Origin of the sequence: Paenibacillus sp. (genome assembly GCF_035645235.1) — a bacterium.
Lineage (GTDB): Bacteria > Bacillota > Bacilli > Paenibacillales > YIM-B00363 > Paenibacillus_AE.
In genome coordinates this window covers 1-21,503 of record NZ_DASQMZ010000212.1, presented here as the reverse complement: position 1 = coordinate 21,503, position 21,503 = coordinate 1, and the positions used below count along the sequence as shown (strand labels likewise).

Here is a 21,503-nt window from a genome sequence, read left to right as displayed (position 1 = left end):
TTTCGTTGGATGTGCATTGCGCCTAGTAGAACTGTGCGGCGGGAGCCGGCGTTCGTTGCAGGACGGAAGCGCCCCGCTTACGTTGGACGAGACCAGAAGCTTTGCGCGAAGACGATGGCGAACGCTGTTGTCGGTGATAGGTCACTCCGATCGCAACTCTAGGTCTTAAGGACGATTTGCATGCTGATACTTTCGGCGTGTTGGGAGGAAAATCCTCCCGATCCGCCGGAAGGTCGGCGCATGTTTTTTAAAAATTGGTTTACATTATATTTCAAAACCATCGGTGGGAGCCCAACATGAAGACTGTACATATTTCTAAGGTTCAGGCGCTCACGCTCGGCATTTCCAGTATTACCGTAACGGGTCACCTGTTGTTTATTCCGGTCGTGCTGAACCACGCCGGACGCGATTGCTGGATCGCGCTCGCGGCCGCGGCGGCGCCTGCTCTGTTCGTCGGTTACATGGTCGCATCGTTCTCGAAGCTGTACCCGAACCAGTCGCTCGTCGAATACGTGCGCTCCATTGCCGGAAGATGGGTCGGCACGGCGCTCGCTTGCGTCTTTTTATTTTACTTCTTCCACGACGCCGCGCTATCGATTCGCGGGTTCGGGGAGTTTTTCACGGCGGCGATTACGCCGCGCACGCCGATCCTCGTGTATTTCGCGGCCATCGTCGTGTTGGCGGGATATGCCGTAAGAGGCGGACTGGAGGTTTTGGCGCGAACCAACGTACTCTTCTTATCGATCATGATCCCGATCGGCCTTCTCGCTTCGATGCTCACGCATAAGGAGAAGGATTATGCGAATTTTCTCCCGATTCTCGAGCGGGGGGCGGAGCCGGTGCTCATGGGCGCGTTGAACTTGATCGCGTTGTACAGCTCCTTCCTCGTTCTGGGCATGGTATTCCCGAACGTCGCCGAGCCGGCGAAGCTGCGGAAGTGGAGCGTCGTCACGATGGGCATCCTGCTCGTCATGTTTATCGGCCCGGTCACGGGCCCCGTCGCGGTGTTCGGCGGGGAGCGGAGCATGGGGCTGAGCTTTCCGACCTATCAGATGCTGCGGGATATTCAAATATCCGGGCTGCAGCGATTGGATATCTTGGCGATTTTCCTTTGGAGCCTCGGCTCCTTTTCGAAAATATCCTTATACCTTTATGCCGTTACCGTCGGCGTCGCGAAGCTGCTGCGGCTGGACGACTACCGGTTTCTTGTCGCGCCGACGGGGGCGCTGCTCGTCATCTTCTCGCTGATGCTCGGCGACAGCTTTATGGACATCTACAGCTTTCTCCAGAACGTCTATCCGTTCTACGCCGCTCTTGTCGGGCTCGTTCTTCCGGCGGGGCTGCTGCTGTTCGCGCAGCTGAGGCGTTGGACGAAGAAGGAAAGGAGGGCGGCCGGATGAACGAAACCGGGAATCCCCTGTATCGGGACGAATCCGACGAAGAACGGTCGACGCCTGTCGGCGAGCGCGCGGAACAGAATGCGGGGGCGCTGAAGACGCGCTTCGGGCGGACCGACGACTTAGGCGAACGCAGCGTGCCGATCGCGGGGGGCAGCCGGACGGCGATCGTGTTTTACTTCGACAGCTTGGTCGACAAGGCGGTCGTCGATCAATTCGTCATCGCGAAGCTGCAGACGATGACCGAGCGCTCCTGGGACGCGCCGGCCGCAGAGCTGTCGACCCACGGACTGTTCTCGGCGCAAACGATCGAAGAAGCCTCCAAGCGGCTGCTGGCCGGAGGCACCGTCGTCTTCGTCGACGGCCTCCGGGAGGCGTGGATCGCGTCGACCGACGGAGGGCAGCGCCGATCCGTAACGGAGCCGTCCTCCGAGGCCGTCGTGCGCGGCCCTCGGGAAGCGTTCAACGAATCGCTCCTGACGAATATGGGCTTGCTTCGGAGAAGGCTGTACACGCCGCGTCTGCGTTTCGAGAACGTGCTTGTCGGTTCCGTATCCCGAACGCCTCTGTCGATCGTGTATATCGACGGACTGGCGAAAGCGGACATTTTGGAAGAGGTCCGAAGCCGGATCGGGAAAATCGACATCGACGGCGTCGTCGAATCGCAGGTGATCGAGGAGTTTATCGAGGATCCGGTGTATTCCCCGTTCCCGACCGTCTTTAACACCGAACGGCCGGACCGGGTCGCGGCCGCTTTGCTCGAAGGGCGGATCGCCATCCTGACGGACGGAACGCCCGTCGCGCTCGTCGTGCCGGCCACCATTACGATGTTTCTGTATTCCAACGAGGATTATTATCAGCGGTTCGACATCGCGTCGCTGCTGAAGACGCTTCGCACGGTCACGTTCTTTATTTCGTTTCTGCTGCCTTCGTTTTACGTCGCGCTGCTTACGTTCCATCAGGAGATGATTCCGACGACGCTCTTGATCGCGCTGACGGGCCAACGCGAGGGGGTGCCGTTCGGCATCGCGACGGAGGTGCTCCTCATGGAGCTTACGTTCGAGGTGCTCCGGGAGGCGGGGATCCGGCTGCCGAAGACGATCGGTTCGGCGGTGTCGATCGTCGGCGGCCTCGTGCTCGGGCAAGCCGCGGTCGAAGCGTCGCTCATCGGCCCGGGTACGGTCATCGCGGTGTCGGCGACGGCCATCGCCTCATTCACGACGCCCTCCTACGGCTTCGCCATCGCTTCCCGCATGCTTCGTTTCGCGATGCTGTTTCTTACCGCGTTCATCGGCTCGTTCGGCTTCTTCTTCGGCTTGATCTTCATCATCGTCCATCTCAATACGCTTCGATCCTTCGGCGTTCCGTACATGTCCCCGATCGCCCCGTTCCACCGCAAGAGCTGGAGGGATTTGCTGGTTCGCGTGCCGTGGTGGGCGATGCAATACCGCCCGGCGGAGGTGACGGCGGACCGGAAGCGGTTCGCACGGCCGCAGAAGTGGAATCGGAGCGACGGAGGGGAGGGCGGATGAGGCTTCGGAGGGCGGTGGCCGTGCTGCTGGCGCTGGCGCTGCTTCCGGGCTGCTGGGACCGGAAAGAGCTCAACGAGGTCGCCGTCGTGCTCGGCGTCGGCATCGACGCGGGGGAGCAGGACCGGTTCGTCGTCACGGCGCAGGTCATCAAGCCGGTGCCTTCGGGGACGGCGGCGGGAGCCGGCGGCTCCGAACTTCCGACCTGGAGCGTGACGGCGGCGGGGGACACGTTCCTCGACGCGATCTCGGAGCTGAACCGGGTGTCTCCGAGGCGGCTGTATTGGCCGCATTTGCAGATCGTCATCTTCGGGGAGCAGCTCGCGAAGGAAGGCATCGCGCCCGCCATCACCTGGTTCGAGAAGAGCCGCGACAGCCGCTCCGGCACTTTCGTCGTCGTGACGCGAGGCAAGGCGGCCGATATTTTGAACAAGAAGATCGAGCTCGGCTCGATCTCTTCGAAGGCGATGGCCGACCTGCTCGGCAACGCCCAAATTCGGCAGCTGCCGGCAAGACAGCTGACGCTGAGGACGCTGACGACGCTCCTAGCGACGCCGGGCGTCGACGTCGCGATGGACGTCATCGATCCGGAAGAGATCCGGGGCAGGGTCGAAACGTTCGAACTGTCCGGCGCGGCGTTCTTCGACGGCGACAAGCTGGCCGGCTATATTACGAACGAGGCGGTGCACGGGCTCGCCATCGCGAGCAATACGTATGCGAACGCAACGATCCGGGCAGCCTGTCCGCGCGAGAGCGAAGGCCGCTTTACTTACCAAATCACGGATTTCGACAGCCGCATGCGCGTTAAGGAGCAGGGAGGGGATGTCACCGCCTCGTTCGACATCTTCGTGGAGGGCAATTTGCTCGATCAGACGTGCAAGGAGGACTTGCTTGACGAAGCGGCGCTCTCTCGCGTCGAGCGTCGGATCGCCGAAAAAATCGAGAAAATGTTGAGAACTATGTTCGAGCGAGCAGCCGAGAAGCAATCCGACGTGTACGGCATCGGGCGGGAGCTCCACCGGCGGGATCCCGCGGCTTGGAAATCGTTGGAGTCGCGCTGGGACGAGAAGCTGAAGGACGTTCGGATCAAGACCGACATTAATGCCAACGTGCGCCGGACGGGACTCGTCATCGACCCGACGATCAATAAAATCGAGTGAGAGGAGACGGATAACGATGCTAACGGCAGGACTCTTGCTGTTGTTCGCCGCGATCGCGGCGTTGGACGTGCCGGCGCTGCTGCGGCGACGCAGCGCGAAATCGTGGATCGTCTACGGCGCCATCTTTTTGCTCGCGCTCGTCTTAAGCGAGCTGCAAGTGCTCCGCGTACCGCTGTGGAGCGCGAATCGGACGATCACGGACGTATTTGGATGGTTCGGCATGTAATGCGCGGGGGCGCGCAACGCGAAAGAGAGCCGCTCTCGTCGTGTTCGACGAGGGAGGCTCCCTGTGCTTGCGCAGCGCTTATTGGTTCAAGTACACGGCTTGTCCCGTGCGCGCGGACTCGTAGATCGCTTCGAGGATCTGCGAGACGACGAACGCTTGCTCCGGCGTGACGACCGGGTCTTTATCCTCGTCGATCGCCTGAATCCACATTCTCATCTCGACGTCCGCTTCGCTTTCCGTCTTGCCGTCGTAGAACGCTACGCCGCCGGACTTCAAGTTCACTTCGGTTTGGAATAAACGGCTGTGCTTCTCGCCGTTAATGCGAAGCCCGCCCTTCATGTCCGCGCCGCCTTCCGTACCGCACAGCGTGCATTTCGCCTCGTCGACGTCCAGCGTGTTCAGCGCCCAGCTCGACTCAAGCGAGATCGTCGCGCCGTTCTCCATAACGATCATGCCGAACGCGGAGTCTTCGACCGTGAATTTCTTCGGATCCCACGGACCCCAAGCGTTCGCGGCGTTTTCCTTCTGGGACAGCTTGTGGTAGGACGTGCCGAGCACGACCTTCGGCTTGTAGTTGTTCATCATCCACAGCGTCAGGTCGAGCGCGTGCGTGCCGATATCGATCAGCGGGCCGCCGCCTTGCTTTTCCTCGTCGAGGAATACGCCCCATGTCGGCACCGCGCGGCGGCGGATCGCATGCGCTTTCGCGAAGTAAATTTCGCCGAGCTCGCCTTCCTCGCAGAGCTTCTTCAGATGCTGGCTGTCCGGGCGGAATCGGTTGTTGTAGCCGACCGTCAGCTTCTTGCCCGTACGCTTCGCCGCTTCGACCATGCGCGCGGCGTCGGCCGCCGTCTTCGCCATCGGCTTCTCGCTCATGACGTGCTTGCCCGCTTCAAGCGCCGCGATCGCGATCTCCGCATGGGAGTCGTTCGGCGTGCAGACGTGCACGATATCGATGGAGGCGTCTTTCAGCACTTCGGTATAATCCGTATACGTCTTCGCGCCTTCCGCGCCGTATTTCTCGGCGGCCTGCTGCGCGCGCTCCGGCACGATGTCGCAGAACGCGACCATCTCGACGTTGTTCAGTTTGCTGAGGCTCGGCATATGCTTGCCGTTCGCGATGCCGCCGCAGCCTACGATTGCGATGCGATACGTCTTTGCCATGATTATGAATTCCTCCTAAATATGATGTGCCTTCCGGTATGCGGACGGCGTCATGCCGAAGCGCCGCCGAAAGACGGCGTGCAGGTAGTTTCCGTTCGAGAAGCCCTCGCTCACCGCGATGCGTTCGACGGATAATTCGGTTTCCGTCAGCTTCTTGCAAACGGCTTCAAGCCGCACTTCCTCCAGTATACCGCTGAAGGACGCGTCTCCGCGAATTTCTTTAAAGATGCGCTGCAGCTGCCTCGCGCTGATGTTCAGCTTCTCGGCGACGTTGTCCAGCGTGACGGTGCCGGCGTAATTGGCCCGGATGTATTGCATCGCGAGGCGGTACCTATACGCCTTCATATCCCGCGAAGGCAGCTCCTGCCGGGAGCCGCTCGCGTCGTATGCGCGCGCGGCTTTCAGCAATATTTGCACGACGTGCTGCTTGATCGTCGTGTACAGCCCCGGCGCGCCTTCGCTGCAGGCCTCGTATGCCGCGAGGAAATGAGGCATCGCCTCGTGCAAGTCGAGCGCCGGCGCAAGCGGCAGCGTCCGCAGCTTCTCGATGCAATCGTCCGCTTCGGCCGCTTCCAGCCGGTCCGCGCCCTCGGGCAGCTCGCCCGGCGCGTATCGCTCGGCGATGTCGACGTGCAGGCACAGCTCGTCCATCGACTCGTCCGGATCGGCCGCTTGATGATGCATGACGCCGGGGCCGGTCAAATAAAACATGCCTTCCCGAAGCGCGAATTCCTTCGTCTCCAGGATGACCTTCCCCTTCCCCCGCGGGATGAAGTGGAATTCGAATTCGTCATGCTTGTGGAAGTCTACGACGCGGCCGGGCGCGAACGTCGTCAGGTGGAAGCGGAGCACGCGGATATCGAAGCGGCCCCATCTCACCCGAACGTCAAGCCGCTCCAGCGCGTCCTGCTTCTCGAACATGGCCGAATACGGGAACTTGCTCAACGAGCGAGCTCCTCGAGCCGCACGGCGCGGCGTTCCTTCGCGGACAGGTTGGACGCTTCCATGAGGCGCGTAAGCTCGACCGCGAGGGCGACGTTTTCCTCCGCCTTCGTGCCGTCCTGAATGTGGCCGACCCACTGCGAAAACGCGTTGAGCCGCTTCGGCGGCATGTCCTGCTCCTGCCAGCCGGCTTCGCCTTGCCCGCCGACCTTCGTGCGCAGCAACAGCTTATCCTGCGGCGTGCCGTAAAGCAGCGAGCCTTCCGTGCCGTGGATTTCGATCGTAAACGGGGAGTAGGCGTTCACGAAGCCCGCCTCGACGATGCCGACCGCGCCGGAGCGGGTCGATAACGTGGCGACCGCATTGTCTTCGACGTCTTTGCCGGTGATATAACCGTATTGCGACGTCACGTCGACGATCTCCTCGCCGAGGAACAGGCGCGTCAGGTACATCGGGTGGCAGCCGAGATCGATCATCGCGCCGCCTTGCGTCTCCTCCGCGTTGAAGAAATGCGCCGGCAGCCAGTTCGCCGTCGCGCCGTTATGCGACAGGCGGGCGCGGACGAGCGTCACCTCTCCGAGCAGTTTCTTCTCCAGGATGTCGCGGATCGCGAGCGTGTACCCGTCGTTCAGACGCGGCAGGGAGACGGTGAGCGTGACGCCCGCCTTCTCGATTTCGGCCAAAATATCGTTCACTTCGTGCAGCGTCGCCGCGACGACCTTCTCGGTGAAAATATGCTTGCCCGCGCGAGCCGCCTTGACGATCACCTCGCGGTGACGGTTCGTCGGCGCGTCGACGATGACGGCGTCAATGTTACCGTTTGCAAGCATGTCGTCGAGCGATTCGAAGAACGGCACGCCGAGCTTCTCCGCCGCTTCCTTGCCCCGCGAAGGGATTTCGTCCCAGACGGCCGCCATTTCGGTGCCGGGGTGCTCCTGCGCGTACTTCGTGTATTCCCACGCGTGCACGTGCCAGTAGCTGATCTTGCCGATTCGGATCGTCAACTGTATCGCTCCTATCTATAAAATCAAGACATTACCTACCTACTGTAACACACCGTTCCTAATAATTTAACTACAAAATAACGACATGGAATATGTGGTTTTGCGCCATTTCCATGAAGAGGACGTCGCCTGATTCTACGATAATAGGACGCTCTTCCGCTAAAAAACCTTTCCAAAAACGCGACGCAACAAAATAACCGCAATCGGTCGGAAGCGACCGGATCGCGGTTATGAACGGGGGACGGCCTATAGCTTCGCCGTGGAGCCCCGAATCTCAAGTACAGGCTCCAGCTTTATTTGAACCGTCTCGTTGGAAGCGACTTCTCCTTCGATCTTATCGATCAGCAGTTGGCACGCCCTTCGCCCGATTTCTTGAATCGGACTTTTGACCGTTGTGAGCGGAGGGTCGAGAATTTGCCCTAAGTACACGCCTTCGTAACCGACGACGGAGACGTCTCCCGGAATCGTTAACCCGAGCTTCTTAATTACGCTGTATACGGAAGAGGCGAGGACGTCGTTGCATACGAATAACGCCGTCGGTCTATTTCGGCTCAGCATCAGATCTCTAAATCGTTGATTTTTCGCCATGTGATAATTGGTATCCGCTTGATCGACGCGGAAATCGAAGACGAAAGGAGTTTGAAGCGAGAGTTCCGGAGCGATCCCATACTCCTGAAGCGCCTCCATATACCCTCGTTTCCGATTAACCACCTCGGACGAATCGGTTAAATAATCATCGTACACGAAGGCAATATTTCGGTGCCCGAGCTCCAAGAGGTGACGCGTGATGCGATATCCTCCCGAGAAGTCGTTGCAAACGACGTAGTCGCAGTCAAGATCTTCAAAGTATTTCGTATACAGCACGAAAGGGAATCCGCTTTTCTTCAGCTTCTTGTAGGGCTCGGAGACTCTGCAATGGAAAGCCAAGAAGCCGTCCACCATCATGTTTTGGTATTTGTCGATATAAGAAGCTTCGAGCTTCGGTTCGCATTCCGCCGGGGCGATCGACAGCGTATACCCTTTCTCCACGGCATAAGGGATGGCGCCGCGGATGATTTGGTTTTGGTAATCGTCATGGAGGGAGCCGCCTAACAGCATGGCGAGCGTGCGCGACCTGCCGTTCACGAGACCTTGCGCGAAACGGTTCGGCGTATATCCTAACTGATCGGCTACTTGCTTCACTCTCTGAATGGTATCTTTGCTTACCGATATGTCTTCACGTAAGGCAAGGGAAACCGCCATCTTCGAAAGACCGACGACTTTGGCGATATCGTCCAGCTTCACTCGTTTCCTCATCCGAGGTTCACCTATTTCGTATGCTTTATCGTTAAAATTATAAAGGAGCAAAATCGCAAAGTAAATCGAAAAAAATTTAAAAATCCATATTGATAATCGCATAATCCCGATCTATAATTACTTTACCGGTAAATTGAAAACGCATTCATTTCTAGGCTTTTCTGTTAACGATTACATATCCTTTGATTTAGATGCGCCTCGGCGCGTTTAAATATAATGCAACCCTAATTAAAGGGAGGATTTACAAATGGGGAAGAAGATTTCAGCATCTCTTTTGGCCATGATCATGGTACTGACGGTCATCTTATCGGGGTGCGCGAGCTCCGGAGGCTCCGGCAGCGCGGGAGGGGAAGCCGCGGGCGGCAGCGAGACGGGCAAGGGCTCCGAAGGCGCCGGCGCGGGCGCAGAGACATCGAAAGATGCGCCGAAAGAGAAAGTCGTGATCGAGTTTTGGGCGAACAAGTTCGAAGAAACGACGGACAAATGGTTCCAGAAGTGGGTCGACGAGTTCAACAAGTCGCAAGACGGCATTCAAGTGAAGCTGACGATCGTGCCGGGCGACGCTTGGGCGCAAAAGCTGAAGGCCGCGCAAGCGGCAGGCAAAGCTCCGCAAGTATACACGATGAATTACGGCGGCATCGTCCCGGCTGCGGCCAACGGACAAATTATGGCGTTGGATGCGTATACGGATCCGGCCATTTGGGCGGATCTGTACCCTAACGTGGAGGAGTTTGTAACCGTCAAAGGCGAGCATTATGCTTACCCGAAGCTTGTCGAGCCGTCCGCAGTGCTTTATTACCGCAAAGATTTCTTCCAGGAGGCGGGCCTGGATCCGAACAAGCCGCCGGTCACTTGGGACGAATTAATCGCTTACGGAAAACAATTAACGAAAGACGGCAGGTATGGCCTTCACATCGCCAACAATGCGCCGGAATATTCTTGGACGACATGGGGCTTGCAGATGAACAGCGGCCACCGCGCTATCTCCGACGATTGGTCGAAGGCGACGTTGGACGAATCGTATAAAAATATCATCGCATTCTACAAGCGGATTTACGACGAGAAAGTCGCGCCTGCGCAAGCTTTGGCAGGGTATACGGAGATGTCCGACTTCGGTCAAGGCAAAGTAGCGATGGCCGTGAACGGTTCTTGGGGAATCGGGCAATTACGGAACGACTACAAAGACATCTTGCCGAACGTAGGCGTAGCGCCGATGCCGACGCCGGACGGCGACAGCACCAAACCGTCCGCATCCTTGGGCGGGTGGACGCTCGTGCTCGACGGGAAAGCGAAGAATCCGAAGGAAAGCGCGGAGTTTATTTCATGGCTGCTTGCCGGCGACCCCGAAATTATGATCGACTTCTTCCGAACGAGCCAATTTTCTAAATTCCCCGCGCGCAAATCGGTCGACGCGGCATTAAATCAGGATCCGCAAGCGCAATCCGACGAGGTGCGCAAAATCATTGCAGAAAAAATCGTTCCTTATTCCGTAGGCGAACCGACCTATCCTTGGGACATCAGCTTTGCGTTCGGCTCCGCCATCGAGCGCGCCGTGAAAGGGCAAGACCCGCAGGCGGCGTTGGAGCAAGCCGAGAAAGAAATTAACGAATTTATTACCAAAAATAATCTCGCAGGCACGAATCCGAATCAATAACAAATCCGTCCATACCCGGAAGCGACGATTCACTTCCGGGTATGTCTCTATCCTGAACAAGGGTGGTTTTCCGCATGAAGGCGAGCGTGAAGAAAAAGTACGATAACGGAACGGCATATTCCATGCTTGCGCCGATTGTCGTCTTATTGACCATATTCGTTATCTTTCCGTTCGGTTACTCTTTGTACGTCAGCTTTTACGATTGGGGCTTTTACCAAGATTCCGTATTCGTCGGTTGGCGAAATTACTATTTGGTCCTTACGGACGATTTGTTTTTCAAATCCATTTGGGTAGGTTTGAAATTTGCGCTATACGTCGTTCCGATTCAGATGGTGTTATCTTTCTTGTTTGCCCACGTCATTCGCGCGATGGGCCGGCGCGCTTCCGGTTTTGTAAAGACGTCAATCTACATTCCTACAATTATTTCCGGGATCGTCGCATCGATTATTTTCGGATTCATTTACAATTTCGACGGCGGATTGGCGAATTACTTGCTCGGGCTGCTTGGAATAGAAAAAATCGCTTGGGTAGCCGAGGTGAGCACGGCGTTACCCAGCTTGGCGGTTCCTGCCGTCTGGTTAGGGTTCGGGATCTCTTCCTTGATCATGTTGGCCGGACTGTTAGACATTCCGGAATCTTATTACGAGGCCGCGGATTTGGAAGGCGCGAATTCGTTCCGGAAAATGATTCATATTACGCTTCCATTAATGAAGAATGTCATTTTGTTTTTGGTCGTGACCGGTTTCGTAGGCGCCGTCCAACAGCTCGAGCTCCCATTGATCATGACAGGCGGGGGGCCGGTGAACGAAACGATGATGCCGAACCTGCATATTTTTAACCATTTCCGGAACGACATTCTAATGGGGTATACGATCGCTGCGGCTCTGCTTCTATTCGTCGTACTTGGGAGCATATCGGCGTTCATTTTCAAAATATTAAATTCTGAAAAGGCGATCGACGGATAGAGAGGCAAGGGAGGAGGCGGCCGCAATGAAAAACAGAAATACGCTTGGGAAGACGCTCATGTACCTTATTGGATACGTCGTCTCGCTCGTTGCATTATTTCCTTTGTTTTGGCTTGCGATAGCAGGCTTTAAAGGGAAGACGGAAGTGTTCTCTACGCCTTTCCGGTTCTTTCCTTCGGAATGGCTCATCTCGAATTACACTTCAATTCTACAAGACGGACTATTCTCGAAGGCGTTGGTTACTACCTTTGCCGGCGCTGTCTTGTTTACGGTCGGCGGTCTTCTGATCAACTCCATGGCCGCTTACGTATTCGCCAGATTAGAATTCCGTTTCAAGAAGACGCTTTGGATTTACGTCATTATGACGATGTTTATTCCGGGGATGGCCATTCTGGTCACTTCGTTCATCGTCGTCACGAGGATGGGAATGTTGGATACGCTTTCCGTACTCATCCTTCCCGGGTTGGCATCGGCGGGCGCTATGTTTTTCATCCGTCAATTTTACTTAAACATTCCGATGGCGTTGGAAGAAGCGGCGATGATCGACGGAGCGAGCCGATTCAGAATATACACTTACGTGTTCTTTCCGATGTCTTATCCGGTGTTCGTCATTGTCGGAATCGGCGCCTTCCTCGGTTATTGGAACTCGTTCATTTGGCCGACGATGACCATTACGAGTCCGGAGCTATTCCAAATCATGCAGTATTTGGCGACCTTCCGATCCGAGCGAGGCTCCGAATTGGGGCTTCTTATGGCGGGCTCGACCTTGTCGGCGATCCCCACCATCCTGCTCTTCCTGATTTTCCAAAAGTACATTATCAAAGGAATCAAAATATCCGGTCTAAAGTAGATAAAACATTGACTCTTGGAGGGGCAGACCATGCTAGGGACATCGTTAAGGGATTTATACAGGGTTCGGAACGGGAAGAGAAGAAGGATTTCTTCTTATGATACTACCGGCGGGAATAAAGACTTCCTAAAGGTAAACCCCGGGGAGATCGTGGACATCGGACGCATCGCCGGAAGCGGCTGCATTACGCATATTTGGATGACGATGGCCCCGTTCGATCACGTGACCGAACCCGCTCTGCATCGAAAAGTCGTGCTTCGCATGTTTTGGGACGGGGAGGATAATCCGAGCGTGCAGGCGCCGATCGGAGACTTCTTCGGCATCGGGCACGGCATTACGAAAAATTTCTGGTCGGCGCCGCTTGCGATGAGCCCCGAGGACGGCCAAGCGATGAATTCGTTCTTCGCCATGCCGTTCGGCAGCTCGGCCCGCATACAGCTGGAATCGAACGCGGACCGCCCGATCAAGTTTTATTTTTACGTCGATTACGAGCTTTACGATACCGCCATCGACAGTCCGCTTCGGTTCCATGCGCTGTGGCGCAGGGAGCTGACGCAAGGAATCGAAGATAACATTTCTAATGCATTATTCGAATTCGGCGGGAAAAACACGACCGGAGCCGGCAATTACGTCATGCTCGACGCCGTCGGCAAAGGGCATTATGTCGGCTGCAATTTGAACATTCACAATCTCCGGGCCACACGGGAGTGGAACTGGTACGGCGAAGGCGACGATATGATATTCATCGACGGGGAAGCATGGCCGCCTTCTTTACACGGAACGGGGATGGAGGACTACTTCAACACCGCTTGGTGTCCGCAGCAGGAGTACCACTCGCCTTACCACGGCATTACGCTTGGCGGCGGACCGAACTGGTCCGGTAAAATATCGGCCTATCGCTTTCATATCCAGGACCCGATCATGTTCGACACCTCCATCAAGGTAACGATCGAGCATGGGCATAACAATCACCGGAGCGACGATTATTCGAGCACCGCCTACTGGTACCAGACCGAGCCGCATAAAGACCACCCGCTCATTTTGCCCGTACGGCAACGTTTGCCGCTTCCGGATATTCTGCCGTTTAACGAAGACGATATGAAGCAGTGCTTCGATTATTGAATCGGATAGGCAGGCGCAGGGGCGATGACATCGGCCCCTGCCCTCCTCCTTTACGAACGACGGGAACGAACCGTACCCTATGACTCCTTATGAAATGTGTAAACGTTTACCTATCGAGGGCGTTTGTCGCATTGGAGCGAGTCCCGCGACGAATCAATTTGTTGGAATGGTGGGGATCCATAATGCTTCGACTAGAGAACAAGCGGCTAGTGCTGACGATCGACGAAGTGAACGGGAGCGTACGCGGCTTGTACGATAAGGTTCGGCAAAGAGATTACTTGCTCGGCTCGTTTCCGGCGGATCCGTTCCGCTTGGAGCTGGGCAGCGGGGAAACGGCGGAGTACATTCGTTTCACCTGCCGACTGGACGACTCGAGCGAGGAAGAGACGAAGGCCGTGCTCCAATGGGAGGTGCATCCGGGCTTGACGGTGACGGGCACCGTCGTCGCGTTTTCCGCCGACGACGACCTGCGTTTTTATTCCGAGGTGGACAATACGACGGAAGCGACCGTCGTCGGACTCGAATACCCGATCATCGGAAATTTGCAAGCGATCACGAAGGACGGAGTCGACGATTTTGTCGCCCATAGCTTCGCGACCGGCGTGCTCGTCCGCAATCCGTTAAAGCATTTCGAAGCCGACGGCGTCGGTTTCCGACATATGCCGTATCCGGAAAGCTTCTCCGGCGCCTCGATGCAGTTCTTTACTTATTACGGCTTGAACCAAGGAGGACTGTACTTCGCCGCATACGACGGCGACTGCTGCGCCAAGTGGCTGAATTTCCACAAAAATACGAATGGCCTGCTAGAGGCCTCCTTCTTTCATGCCGCCGAGGATATGCGTCCCAACCAGGGCATGACCGTCGGATACCCGATCGTCGTTCGGACGGTGGAGGGAGAAGGCTGGTACGAGGCTGCGGATCTATATAAAATGTGGGCGACTCGGCAGTTTTGGTGCGCAAGAGGGGCGCTTTCCGAGGTCGAGGAGAAAAACCGGGCGCGCTGGTTGAACGAAGAGATGGGCGTTTGCACGTTCGGCATCAACGGGATGTACGACCGCAGCGCTTGGTTCGATGCCTACCACAAGTACATTGAGACGCCGATGTTCCACATCCTAGGTCCCGACTGGGTTCACAAGACGCAAAATTTCTATAACGGCGTACCCGGCGGTATGGACGATTGGTTTCCTACAAGGTTCCATCCGAGCAATATCGAAACGATAAAGAAGCACGGCGACAAATATGCGCCTTTCGAATTCGACTATTTGTACGATATCCGCGGCGCCGACGGAGAACAAGGCCGGAAAGCGTTGCAGAAGTTTCCGGAGGGAACGTCTTTACGAAGCATCGATAAATATAAGTTCCCCCTCGTGTGTCCGGCGGACCCCTACGTTCAGCAGTTTCACGTTCGACGGGACGAGAAGCTCCAGGAGGAGGCGGATGTCGATTCGATTTATTACGATATATCCGCCAACAATATTTTGAAGGTTTGTCTCGAAGATTCCCACGGTCACCCGGTAGGCGCCGGGAGAGCCATTACGATGGCATATCGGAAAAATTACGCGGATACGAAAGCGGCCATGATCGAAAAGGCGGGACGCTATGTCCCTATGGGGACCGAAATGATGAACGAAGTGTTCCTCGATGTGCTCGATTACTACCAAGCAAGGGCGGGGGGACGGCCGGCAGCCCCGCTCGAGGGATACAATTTTCGGGATCTGCTGCCGACCGGCGACGCCCAACTCATTCCGATGTTTACATACGTCTACAACGAGTATGGCGCGCTTCGGATGGACGGTTGGGGCAAGCTTGCGGAGGAAATCGGATCGCTGTTTTATTTCACCGCTGCCCGCACGTATTTGTGGGGCGGGTTGTACGAGCTGAATTACGAGTACAGCCCGATGGAAGCGATCGACGGGAAGGAGAACAGTCCCGAAGAGCATTATTATATTTTCGAACCGAGAGGATATTCGTTGTCCCCGGAACGCGCGCGGTACATCGGGATGTTGGCGAAAGTAAGAGTCGGCTCGGGAAACAAGTATTTGGCTTATGGAAAGATGCTTCGACCGTTGGCGTTCCAGCGCGATCAAGCTGCGTTCGACTGGTTCCACTACAACTGCGACAAAAACTTTAAAGAATACAACGAGTCGGGCACATATGAAGCCGATACGATCGTACATTCCGCTTGGCAATACCGTAACGAAAGCGTCTGCTTCTTCTTCGCGAATGTGATCGAGAACGAAATCCATGTGGCCGTCGACGTGGATATGCGGAAGTACGATCTTTCTGCGAAGCAGTATCAAGCGGTTTATATTCATGACGAGAAGCGAACTGCGTTGTTTTCGATCGGGTACGACGAAGCAAGGCGCGTCGATCTGACGATTCCGCCAAGAAGCGTGATCATGCTGGAAGTCATTTGATCAGGGGATGAGCAGGGAGTGCGAACCATGGCGTTTTTGCGTAGAGCCTTGTTGATCGCGGCTTGCAGCGTGTCGCTGACCGCTTGCGGGAATGGCGAGCGGGGAATCGCGGATAAGATGTTGAACCCGGACAGCAGCGAATTCGTATTGGAAGGCGTCGCGGCGGTTCAGGAAATCGCGCAGCTGACGGGGGCGGACTCGCTCAACGATACCGATGTATACGGCGTATACGGTACGGACTTGGGCTCGATGTTCGACGTGGAGGAGAAAACCTATTTCGTATTCGGCGACACGTTCGGGGAACGGCCGGCGGGGATGACCGGCGGCGGGGGGAGCTTCTGGCGTTCCAATACGATGGCATACACGACGGACGAAGACCCGTCCGACGGGATTACGTTCGACGGCATGATCGTCGACGATCTTAATTTGGCTATTGAACTCTTGCCTTCCGCGAAACGCGACTACGAGGAAATGACGAAAATTCCTACGCATGGATTGTATGCCAATGACGCGATGTATTTGTATTACATGTCCGTCAATCATTGGGGTCCGCCCGGACAATGGGACGCAAACTATGCAAGCATAGCCAAATCTACCGACCAAGGCCAAACGTGGTCCCTTCTGGACGATGCGAAGTGGCCGGGAGACAGCAATTTTATCCAAGTCAGCCCGTACCGAATCCAAGACGGCGACAACGAGGCCGAAATATACTTCTGGGGCGTTCCGTCCGGCCGCTTCGGCGGCGTAAAACTCATGAAAGCGAAGGAATCATTGATTGAAGATGTAAGCAAGTACGAGTATTACGCCGGCACGGACGAGGAGGGCGACCCGATTTGGACGAGCGAACGCGACCGAGCCGTAACGATCGTCGACGGCCCGGCGGGCGAGCTTTCCGTCGTCTGGAATCCGTATTTGGAACGCTGGCTCATGACGTATTTGAAAGAAGGGCAAGGGGTCGTCATCCGGGAAGGATTGACGCCTTGGGGACCTTGGGGCGAAGCGATCGACCTGATCACGGCAAGCGAGTACCCGGGGCTGTACGGCCCATATATGAATCCTAGATATATAGGGAAAGGCGGAGAGACGGTCTATTTCGCGTTATCGCTATGGGATCCTTACAACGTATTTTGGTTTCAAGCGGACCTCGTGAGAAAGGAGTAAGGATCCCGAGGCGAATCCAATAACGCCCGGCAATGGCGAAAGGGGGACAGCGCGGCATACGCAACGGGTTCAGTCTTCACAAAAACCTAACAAAACGAAAGGTTGGTGTGAAATGAACGACAGGAAGAACATTTTTTCGATCTTTGTAGTGCTGACGTTATTGGTTAGCGCCGCGTTCGCCGGCGGGGTCGCTGCGGTAACCCCTGCGAATGCGGTAAAGGTGGCGCGGGTGACGGGGGCTACGCCGGCGGGAGAAACGCTGCCGAACCCAAACCAGACGCACACCAATTATCAGGTGTACGCGACGGATCTCGGGATTATGTGGGACAAAGGCAACGGCGAGATCTTCGTGATGTTCGGGGATACGTACGGACAAGGGTGGGGCGGCAGCGGCGCCGGACCCCGCGGAGCGGATTGGCGAAGCAACGTCTTGGCCAAGTCGACGGATACGAACCTCTCGGACGGACTGACGTTCTCCACGATGATTCAGGATACGCCCGGACATGCCAAAGAACTGCTTGCATCAAAGAAGATCAACTTTGACGAGGAGACGGTCATCCCGACGGCTGGGGTGACGGTCGGCTCCCGGCATTACGTTCATTACATGTCCGTACACCATTGGGGGGCAGCCGGCACATGGTTCACAAACTATGCGGGGATCGCGTATTCGGATGACGACGGGCAAAATTGGACGAAGCATCCCACGGCTCGATGGACCAATGACGGCTCCTGGAGCAACAAATTTCAACAGGCCGCTTTCATTAAGAACGGCGGATACGTTTATATGTACGCCACGCCGAACGGCCGCTTCGGGGATGTGTATTTAGCCAGGGTGCAGGAACACGCGTTGCTGAACAAGGGCGATTACCGCTACTGGGACGGCAACGGCTGGTCGGCTTCCGAATCGGAGGCGAGACCGGTCATGGTCGGCGCCGCCGGGGAAATCTCCGTCGTATACAACTCGCACTTCAAGCGGTACATGATTACGTACCTGAACGAGGACCGGCAAGCGATCGTCATGCGAGACGCCCCTACGTTGGTCGGACCTTGGAGCGGGGAGAAGGTGCTTGCCAGCGGCAGCGCGTATCCGGGATTATACGGCGCCTTCATCCATCCATTGTCTAATAACGGAACGGACTTGTACTTCGTCATGTCGCAGTGGGACCCCTATAACTCCTTCCTGATGAAAGCGACGCTCTCGAACGATTCGTTCGGCGGCAATCTCGTCTCGGAACCGGGCTTCGAAACGCAGGCCGCAACGCCCGTAATGGCGCCATGGTCCGTGGAAGGGTCAGGGGGAATCGACCGCAATCTCGGCAATGCTCGTAGCGGTCAAGACAACGGGTACGTTCGGAGCAGCAGCGGCTGGAACGCGCTCAAGCAGCGGGTTGCCGTGCAGCCGCATACGAATTATACGTTGAAGGGATGGGTTCGAACGTCCTTCAATAACAACGACGGCTACTTCGGAGCGAGGGTGCCGAACGGCGGGGCGGTTCTCGGGGAAACTCGTTACTACGCCCATTCGAACTATACGGAACTTACCGTCCCGTTCAACTCCGGACCGAACGCCTATGTGGAGTTGTTCGCCGGCATGTGGGCCAACAATGGCGACACCTGGGTGCAACTCGACGACGTGAGCTTGACCCGGGACGCCAATCTCGTCGGCCATGCCGGGTTTGAGCCTCAGCCGTCGTCCGCCGTGTCTTCCCCTTGGTACCTGCAAGGCGGCGGCGGCATCGATCGCAATCTCGGATTCGCCCGTACGGGGGCGAACAACGCTTACGTGCGCAACACGTCCGGCTGGAACGCGGTCAAGCAAGAAATATTCGTCGAACCGAATACGAGTTATACGTTGACCGGTTGGGTACGGACGTCGGCCAACAACAGCGACGGATTTTTCGGGGCGAGGCTGCCGAACGGAGGACCGATCTTGAACGAAGTCCCGTTCGACGCCTTCGGCAACTATACCCAGTTAAGCGTTACCTTCAACTCCGGATCGAATGGGAGCGTCGAAATTTTCGCCGGAATTTGGGCGCATAACGCGGATACGTGGATGCAAATGGACGATTTCCGACTGACGAAACAGTAAGCTTTCCGTAAAAGCAAGAAGAGAGGCTGCATCAAGTCGAACCGACTTGGCGCAGCCTCTGCTTTTTCGGTCTAAAACTTCACTAAACCGTCCACGTTCACCGGCAGCCCGGTGCGCAACGAAATATTGCCCGCGATGCCGGTGAGGATCGACATCGCCCCGTCGACGTGCGACGCCGCCCGCTTGTACGGATCGTCCGCCGGCACGCCGAAGATGTCGTTCAGCAGGATCGGGTCGCCGCCGCCGTGGCCGCCGCCGCCTTCCACGATGTCCGCGTCGTACGCCTCGCCGAACATCGGAATGACCTTGATGCTCTTCGACTTCAACGCCCCCTCGTCCTCCTTCTTGCCGCCGGAGTTGACGTACGATTTCTCGACGATCTTCATCTCGATGCGGCCCTTCGAACCGTTGATGGCGACCTGGAATCCTTCCCAAGGCATGTAGCAGTTCAGCGAATACGTCATGATCGCCTTGTTTTTGTAGCGAACCAGCACGCCTAACGTATCCTCGATCGAGATGCCGTCGCCGAAGACGCTCTGGTCGCGGTAGTAGCCGTCCTCGTGCTCCGCGTCCGCGTAGAGGCTCTTCAGCTGCTCGTTCCCCTCGAGGTCGAGCGCGAACGGATCGCGCTTCGCGGCCTCGCTTCCCCGCGTCCGGTTGTAAAACTCCGTCACGCCGCGCTTCTCCGCGTTTTCCTTGCCGTAGAACATTAGAGAGCCTTGCGCGAACACCGTCTGCGGCTGCGTGCCGAGCCAGAAGTTGACGAGATCGAAGTGATGCGTCGACTTGTGCACGAGCATGCCGCCGCTGTTGCGCTTGTCGCGGTGCCAGCGGCGGAAATAATCCGCGCCGTGCTCCGTGTTCAGCAGCCATTCGAAATGGACCGAATGCACGTCGCCGATCGCCCCGCTCGTAATGAGCTCGCGAATTTTCGTATTGTGCGGCGCGTACCGGTAGTTGAACGTCACCCGCAGCTGCTTGCCGGTCCGCTTTACCGCGTCGAGAATTTCCTGGCATTTCTCCTCGTCCGTCGTCATCGGCTTCTCGCTGATCACGTCGCAGCCGAGCTCCATCGCTTTCACGATATACGTGTGGTGCGTGCGGTCGACCGTCGTCACGATGACCGCGTCCGGCTTCGTCTCCTGAATCATACGCTCGAACTCGTGCGCCTTGTACGTCGGCACCGCGTGATATTCGTATTTCGTCGTCAACAGCTTGTTGGCGTAGTCCATGCGCGTCTGGTTCGTATCGCAAAACGCCACCAGCTCCGACGTCTCCTTGAAGTCCTTCGCCAGCGCGCCATAGAAAAACATCGCCCGCCCGCCGGTGCCGATCAACGCGTATCTCTTTTTCATGTTGGCCGTCGTCTCCTTCGGTATGTTCGAATTTGCAATCGTTGGTATGTAATATATCGCAAGATTCACGTATAATCTTCTATATAAATTGCTCATTGATTCGGGAAAAGTGGCGATTCTTGCGCATTGGAGAGGCGAAGCGATGGTTAGCGTGCTGTATCGCAGCGTGGACGGCGACATGCAGGTGGATTATACGAAGCGCACCGGCTATTTCGCGATGAAGGAGGATCACGCGCACGAGGGCTGCGAGCTGTATTATTTGTTCGGCGGGGAGCGGGACTACTTCATCCGGGATCGGACGTACCGCGTGCGGGCGGGGGAGTTCGTGTATATCGAAAAGGGAGAGCTCCACCGCACCCTCGACACCGGCGCGCCGGAGCACGAGCGCGTCGTGTTCAATTTCGGCGCGTCGGCGTTGGCGCGGCTGCCGGCGCCGCCGCGCAGCGGCGTCGTGCGGCTGCCGACGGCGGAGCGCTGGCGGGGCGAGGCGCTCGCGCGCGAGCTCGTCGCCGAGAGCCGGGGCGACGCGCCCGGCCGGGACGCGATGATCGAAGCGCTGCTGCGGCAGCTGCTGCTGCTCGTCTTTCGGGCGGCTTACGCGGCGGACGCGTCTGCGGATCGCGCCGCGGACGCGGCTACGCCGTCGGCGGCGCACCGGACGATGGCGGAGGTGGCCGCGTACGTCGGGGAACGATATGCGGAGCCGCTGCTGCTGAAGGACGTGGCGGAGAAGTTTTATGTGAGCCCGTATTACTTGAGCCGGAAATTCAAGGCGTGCACCGGCTTCGGCTTCGCGGAGTACGTGCAGCTCGTCCGCGTGCGCGAGGCGCAGCGGCTGCTGCGGGAGACGGATCTCAAGATGATCGAGATCGCGGAGCGGATCGGCATCGGGCCGGTCGCGAACTTTCACAAGCTGTTCAAGCGCTTGAACGGCTGCTCGCCGCTGCAGTACCGCAAGCGGCAGCGCGCCGGCGCGGCGGAATCGCCGCTGTAACAAAACTTTTTCGTTAGAGCGCAAGAACGTTCCGAAGTCTACAGGCGTCGGCGTCCTTCGCTTGCCCGATGCAGGCGGAAACCGGGGGAGTTAGCGGAGAACTCCGGTAAGTGGGCGCGAAAGCGGCGGAAATCGGAGGAGTTAGCGGAGAACTCCGGTAAGATGGCGGGAAAGCGGC

General features: G+C 57.1%; 17 protein-coding genes. 12 read left to right on the top strand and 5 right to left on the bottom strand.

Going from position 1 to position 21,503, the window contains the following annotated elements; translation table 11 throughout:
* Nucleotides 1-296: 296 nt before the first annotated feature.
* The 4 genes from VEZ38_RS20165 to VEZ38_RS20150 are packed head-to-tail and all read left to right on the top strand — an operon-like array spanning nt 297 to nt 4,312.
* Entirely contained in the window at nt 297-1,400 is a 1,104-nt protein-coding gene (locus VEZ38_RS20165; protein ID WP_324896752.1) for an endospore germination permease, read from the top strand.
* The gene (locus VEZ38_RS20160) at nt 1,397-2,929 is read left to right on the top strand and encodes a spore germination protein (RefSeq protein WP_324896750.1); all 1,533 of its coding nucleotides are present in this window, start codon (nt 1,397-1,399) and stop codon (nt 2,927-2,929) included. The genes VEZ38_RS20165 and VEZ38_RS20160 overlap by 4 nt, the downstream gene beginning before the upstream one ends.
* Nucleotides 2,926-4,086, top strand: coding sequence for a Ger(x)C family spore germination protein (locus tag VEZ38_RS20155; protein WP_324896749.1), 1,161 nt, complete (start codon nt 2,926-2,928; stop codon nt 4,084-4,086). Before VEZ38_RS20160 ends, VEZ38_RS20155 begins: the two co-directional genes overlap by 4 nt.
* 16 nt (nt 4,087-4,102) lie before the next feature.
* Nucleotides 4,103-4,312: a hypothetical protein gene (locus VEZ38_RS20150; protein ID WP_324896747.1), complete on the top strand. Its 210-nt coding sequence runs from the start codon at nt 4,103-4,105 to the stop codon at nt 4,310-4,312.
* A 78-nt stretch (nt 4,313-4,390) separates the two neighbouring features.
* Here VEZ38_RS20150 and VEZ38_RS20145 read toward each other — a convergent pair whose 3' ends face one another.
* From VEZ38_RS20145 to VEZ38_RS20130, 4 genes are all read right to left on the bottom strand, one after another.
* Nucleotides 4,391-5,476, bottom strand: a complete 1,086-nt coding sequence (locus tag VEZ38_RS20145) for a Gfo/Idh/MocA family oxidoreductase (protein ID WP_324896745.1) — start codon at nt 5,474-5,476, stop codon at nt 4,391-4,393.
* 15 nt (nt 5,477-5,491) lie between these two features.
* Nucleotides 5,492-6,421 (bottom strand): AraC family transcriptional regulator, encoded by a 930-nt coding sequence (locus VEZ38_RS20140; protein WP_324896743.1) that lies wholly within the window; start codon nt 6,419-6,421, stop codon nt 5,492-5,494.
* Nucleotides 6,418-7,422, bottom strand: a complete 1,005-nt coding sequence (locus tag VEZ38_RS20135) for a Gfo/Idh/MocA family oxidoreductase (protein ID WP_324896741.1) — start codon at nt 7,420-7,422, stop codon at nt 6,418-6,420. The genes VEZ38_RS20140 and VEZ38_RS20135 overlap by 4 nt, the downstream gene beginning before the upstream one ends.
* A 246-nt stretch (nt 7,423-7,668) precedes the next feature.
* Nucleotides 7,669-8,718, bottom strand: a complete 1,050-nt coding sequence (locus tag VEZ38_RS20130; RefSeq protein WP_324896739.1) for a LacI family DNA-binding transcriptional regulator — start codon at nt 8,716-8,718, stop codon at nt 7,669-7,671.
* A 247-nt stretch (nt 8,719-8,965) separates the two neighbouring features.
* On the opposite strand from VEZ38_RS20130, the gene VEZ38_RS20125 reads away from it, so the two are divergent.
* The 7 genes from VEZ38_RS20125 (at nt 8,966) to VEZ38_RS20095 (ending at nt 18,976) form a co-directional block, all read left to right on the top strand.
* Nucleotides 8,966-10,372, top strand: a complete 1,407-nt coding sequence (locus VEZ38_RS20125; RefSeq protein WP_324896737.1) for an extracellular solute-binding protein — start codon at nt 8,966-8,968, stop codon at nt 10,370-10,372.
* Nucleotides 10,373-10,446: 74 nt separating this feature from the next.
* Nucleotides 10,447-11,337, top strand: coding sequence for a sugar ABC transporter permease (locus VEZ38_RS20120; protein WP_324896735.1), 891 nt, complete (start codon nt 10,447-10,449; stop codon nt 11,335-11,337).
* A 25-nt stretch (nt 11,338-11,362) separates the two neighbouring features.
* A complete protein-coding gene (locus VEZ38_RS20115; protein ID WP_324896733.1) occupies nt 11,363-12,187 on the top strand; it encodes a carbohydrate ABC transporter permease in 825 nt (274 codons plus the stop codon).
* 150 nt (nt 12,188-12,337) lie between these two features.
* Nucleotides 12,338-13,309 (top strand): glycoside hydrolase family 172 protein, encoded by a 972-nt coding sequence (locus VEZ38_RS20110; protein WP_324896731.1) that lies wholly within the window; start codon nt 12,338-12,340, stop codon nt 13,307-13,309.
* 182 nt (nt 13,310-13,491) lie between these two features.
* Entirely contained in the window at nt 13,492-15,726 is a 2,235-nt protein-coding gene (locus VEZ38_RS20105; protein WP_324896729.1) for a DUF6259 domain-containing protein, read from the top strand.
* A 27-nt stretch (nt 15,727-15,753) separates the two neighbouring features.
* The gene (locus VEZ38_RS20100; protein WP_324896727.1) at nt 15,754-16,887 is read left to right on the top strand and encodes a DUF4185 domain-containing protein; all 1,134 of its coding nucleotides are present in this window, start codon (nt 15,754-15,756) and stop codon (nt 16,885-16,887) included.
* Nucleotides 16,888-16,999: 112 nt separating this feature from the next.
* Entirely contained in the window at nt 17,000-18,976 is a 1,977-nt protein-coding gene (locus tag VEZ38_RS20095) for a DUF4185 domain-containing protein (protein ID WP_324896725.1), read from the top strand.
* A gap of 71 nt (nt 18,977-19,047) precedes the next feature.
* Here VEZ38_RS20095 and VEZ38_RS20090 read toward each other — a convergent pair whose 3' ends face one another.
* Entirely contained in the window at nt 19,048-20,331 is a 1,284-nt protein-coding gene (locus VEZ38_RS20090; RefSeq protein ID WP_324896724.1) for a Gfo/Idh/MocA family oxidoreductase, read from the bottom strand.
* A gap of 142 nt (nt 20,332-20,473) precedes the next feature.
* Between VEZ38_RS20090 and VEZ38_RS20085 the strand changes: the two genes are divergently transcribed.
* A complete protein-coding gene (locus VEZ38_RS20085) occupies nt 20,474-21,325 on the top strand; it encodes an AraC family transcriptional regulator (RefSeq protein WP_324896723.1) in 852 nt (283 codons plus the stop codon).
* Nucleotides 21,326-21,503: the final 178 nt, after the last annotated feature.

What these genes read in the sequence shown, in the direction of transcription:
- VEZ38_RS20150 (WP_324896747.1), top strand. Translation starts at nt 4,103, where the DNA reads ATGCTAACGGCAGGACTCTTGCTGTTGTTCGCCGCGATCGCGGCGTTG.
- VEZ38_RS20120 (WP_324896735.1), top strand. Translation starts at nt 10,447, where the DNA reads ATGAAGGCGAGCGTGAAGAAAAAGTACGATAACGGAACGGCATATTCC.
- VEZ38_RS20165 (WP_324896752.1), top strand. Translation starts at nt 297, where the DNA reads ATGAAGACTGTACATATTTCTAAGGTTCAGGCGCTCACGCTCGGCATT.
- VEZ38_RS20100 (WP_324896727.1), top strand. Translation starts at nt 15,754, where the DNA reads ATGGCGTTTTTGCGTAGAGCCTTGTTGATCGCGGCTTGCAGCGTGTCG.
- VEZ38_RS20125 (WP_324896737.1), top strand. Translation starts at nt 8,966, where the DNA reads ATGGGGAAGAAGATTTCAGCATCTCTTTTGGCCATGATCATGGTACTG.
- VEZ38_RS20090 (WP_324896724.1), bottom strand. Translation starts at nt 20,331, where the DNA reads ATGAAAAAGAGATACGCGTTGATCGGCACCGGCGGGCGGGCGATGTTT.
- VEZ38_RS20105 (WP_324896729.1), top strand. Translation starts at nt 13,492, where the DNA reads ATGCTTCGACTAGAGAACAAGCGGCTAGTGCTGACGATCGACGAAGTG.
- VEZ38_RS20085 (WP_324896723.1), top strand. Translation starts at nt 20,474, where the DNA reads ATGGTTAGCGTGCTGTATCGCAGCGTGGACGGCGACATGCAGGTGGAT.
- VEZ38_RS20155 (WP_324896749.1), top strand. Translation starts at nt 2,926, where the DNA reads ATGAGGCTTCGGAGGGCGGTGGCCGTGCTGCTGGCGCTGGCGCTGCTT.
- VEZ38_RS20115 (WP_324896733.1), top strand. Translation starts at nt 11,363, where the DNA reads ATGAAAAACAGAAATACGCTTGGGAAGACGCTCATGTACCTTATTGGA.
- VEZ38_RS20130 (WP_324896739.1), bottom strand. Translation starts at nt 8,718, where the DNA reads ATGAGGAAACGAGTGAAGCTGGACGATATCGCCAAAGTCGTCGGTCTT.
- VEZ38_RS20145 (WP_324896745.1), bottom strand. Translation starts at nt 5,476, where the DNA reads ATGGCAAAGACGTATCGCATCGCAATCGTAGGCTGCGGCGGCATCGCG.
- VEZ38_RS20095 (WP_324896725.1), top strand. Translation starts at nt 17,000, where the DNA reads ATGAACGACAGGAAGAACATTTTTTCGATCTTTGTAGTGCTGACGTTA.
- VEZ38_RS20160 (WP_324896750.1), top strand. Translation starts at nt 1,397, where the DNA reads ATGAACGAAACCGGGAATCCCCTGTATCGGGACGAATCCGACGAAGAA.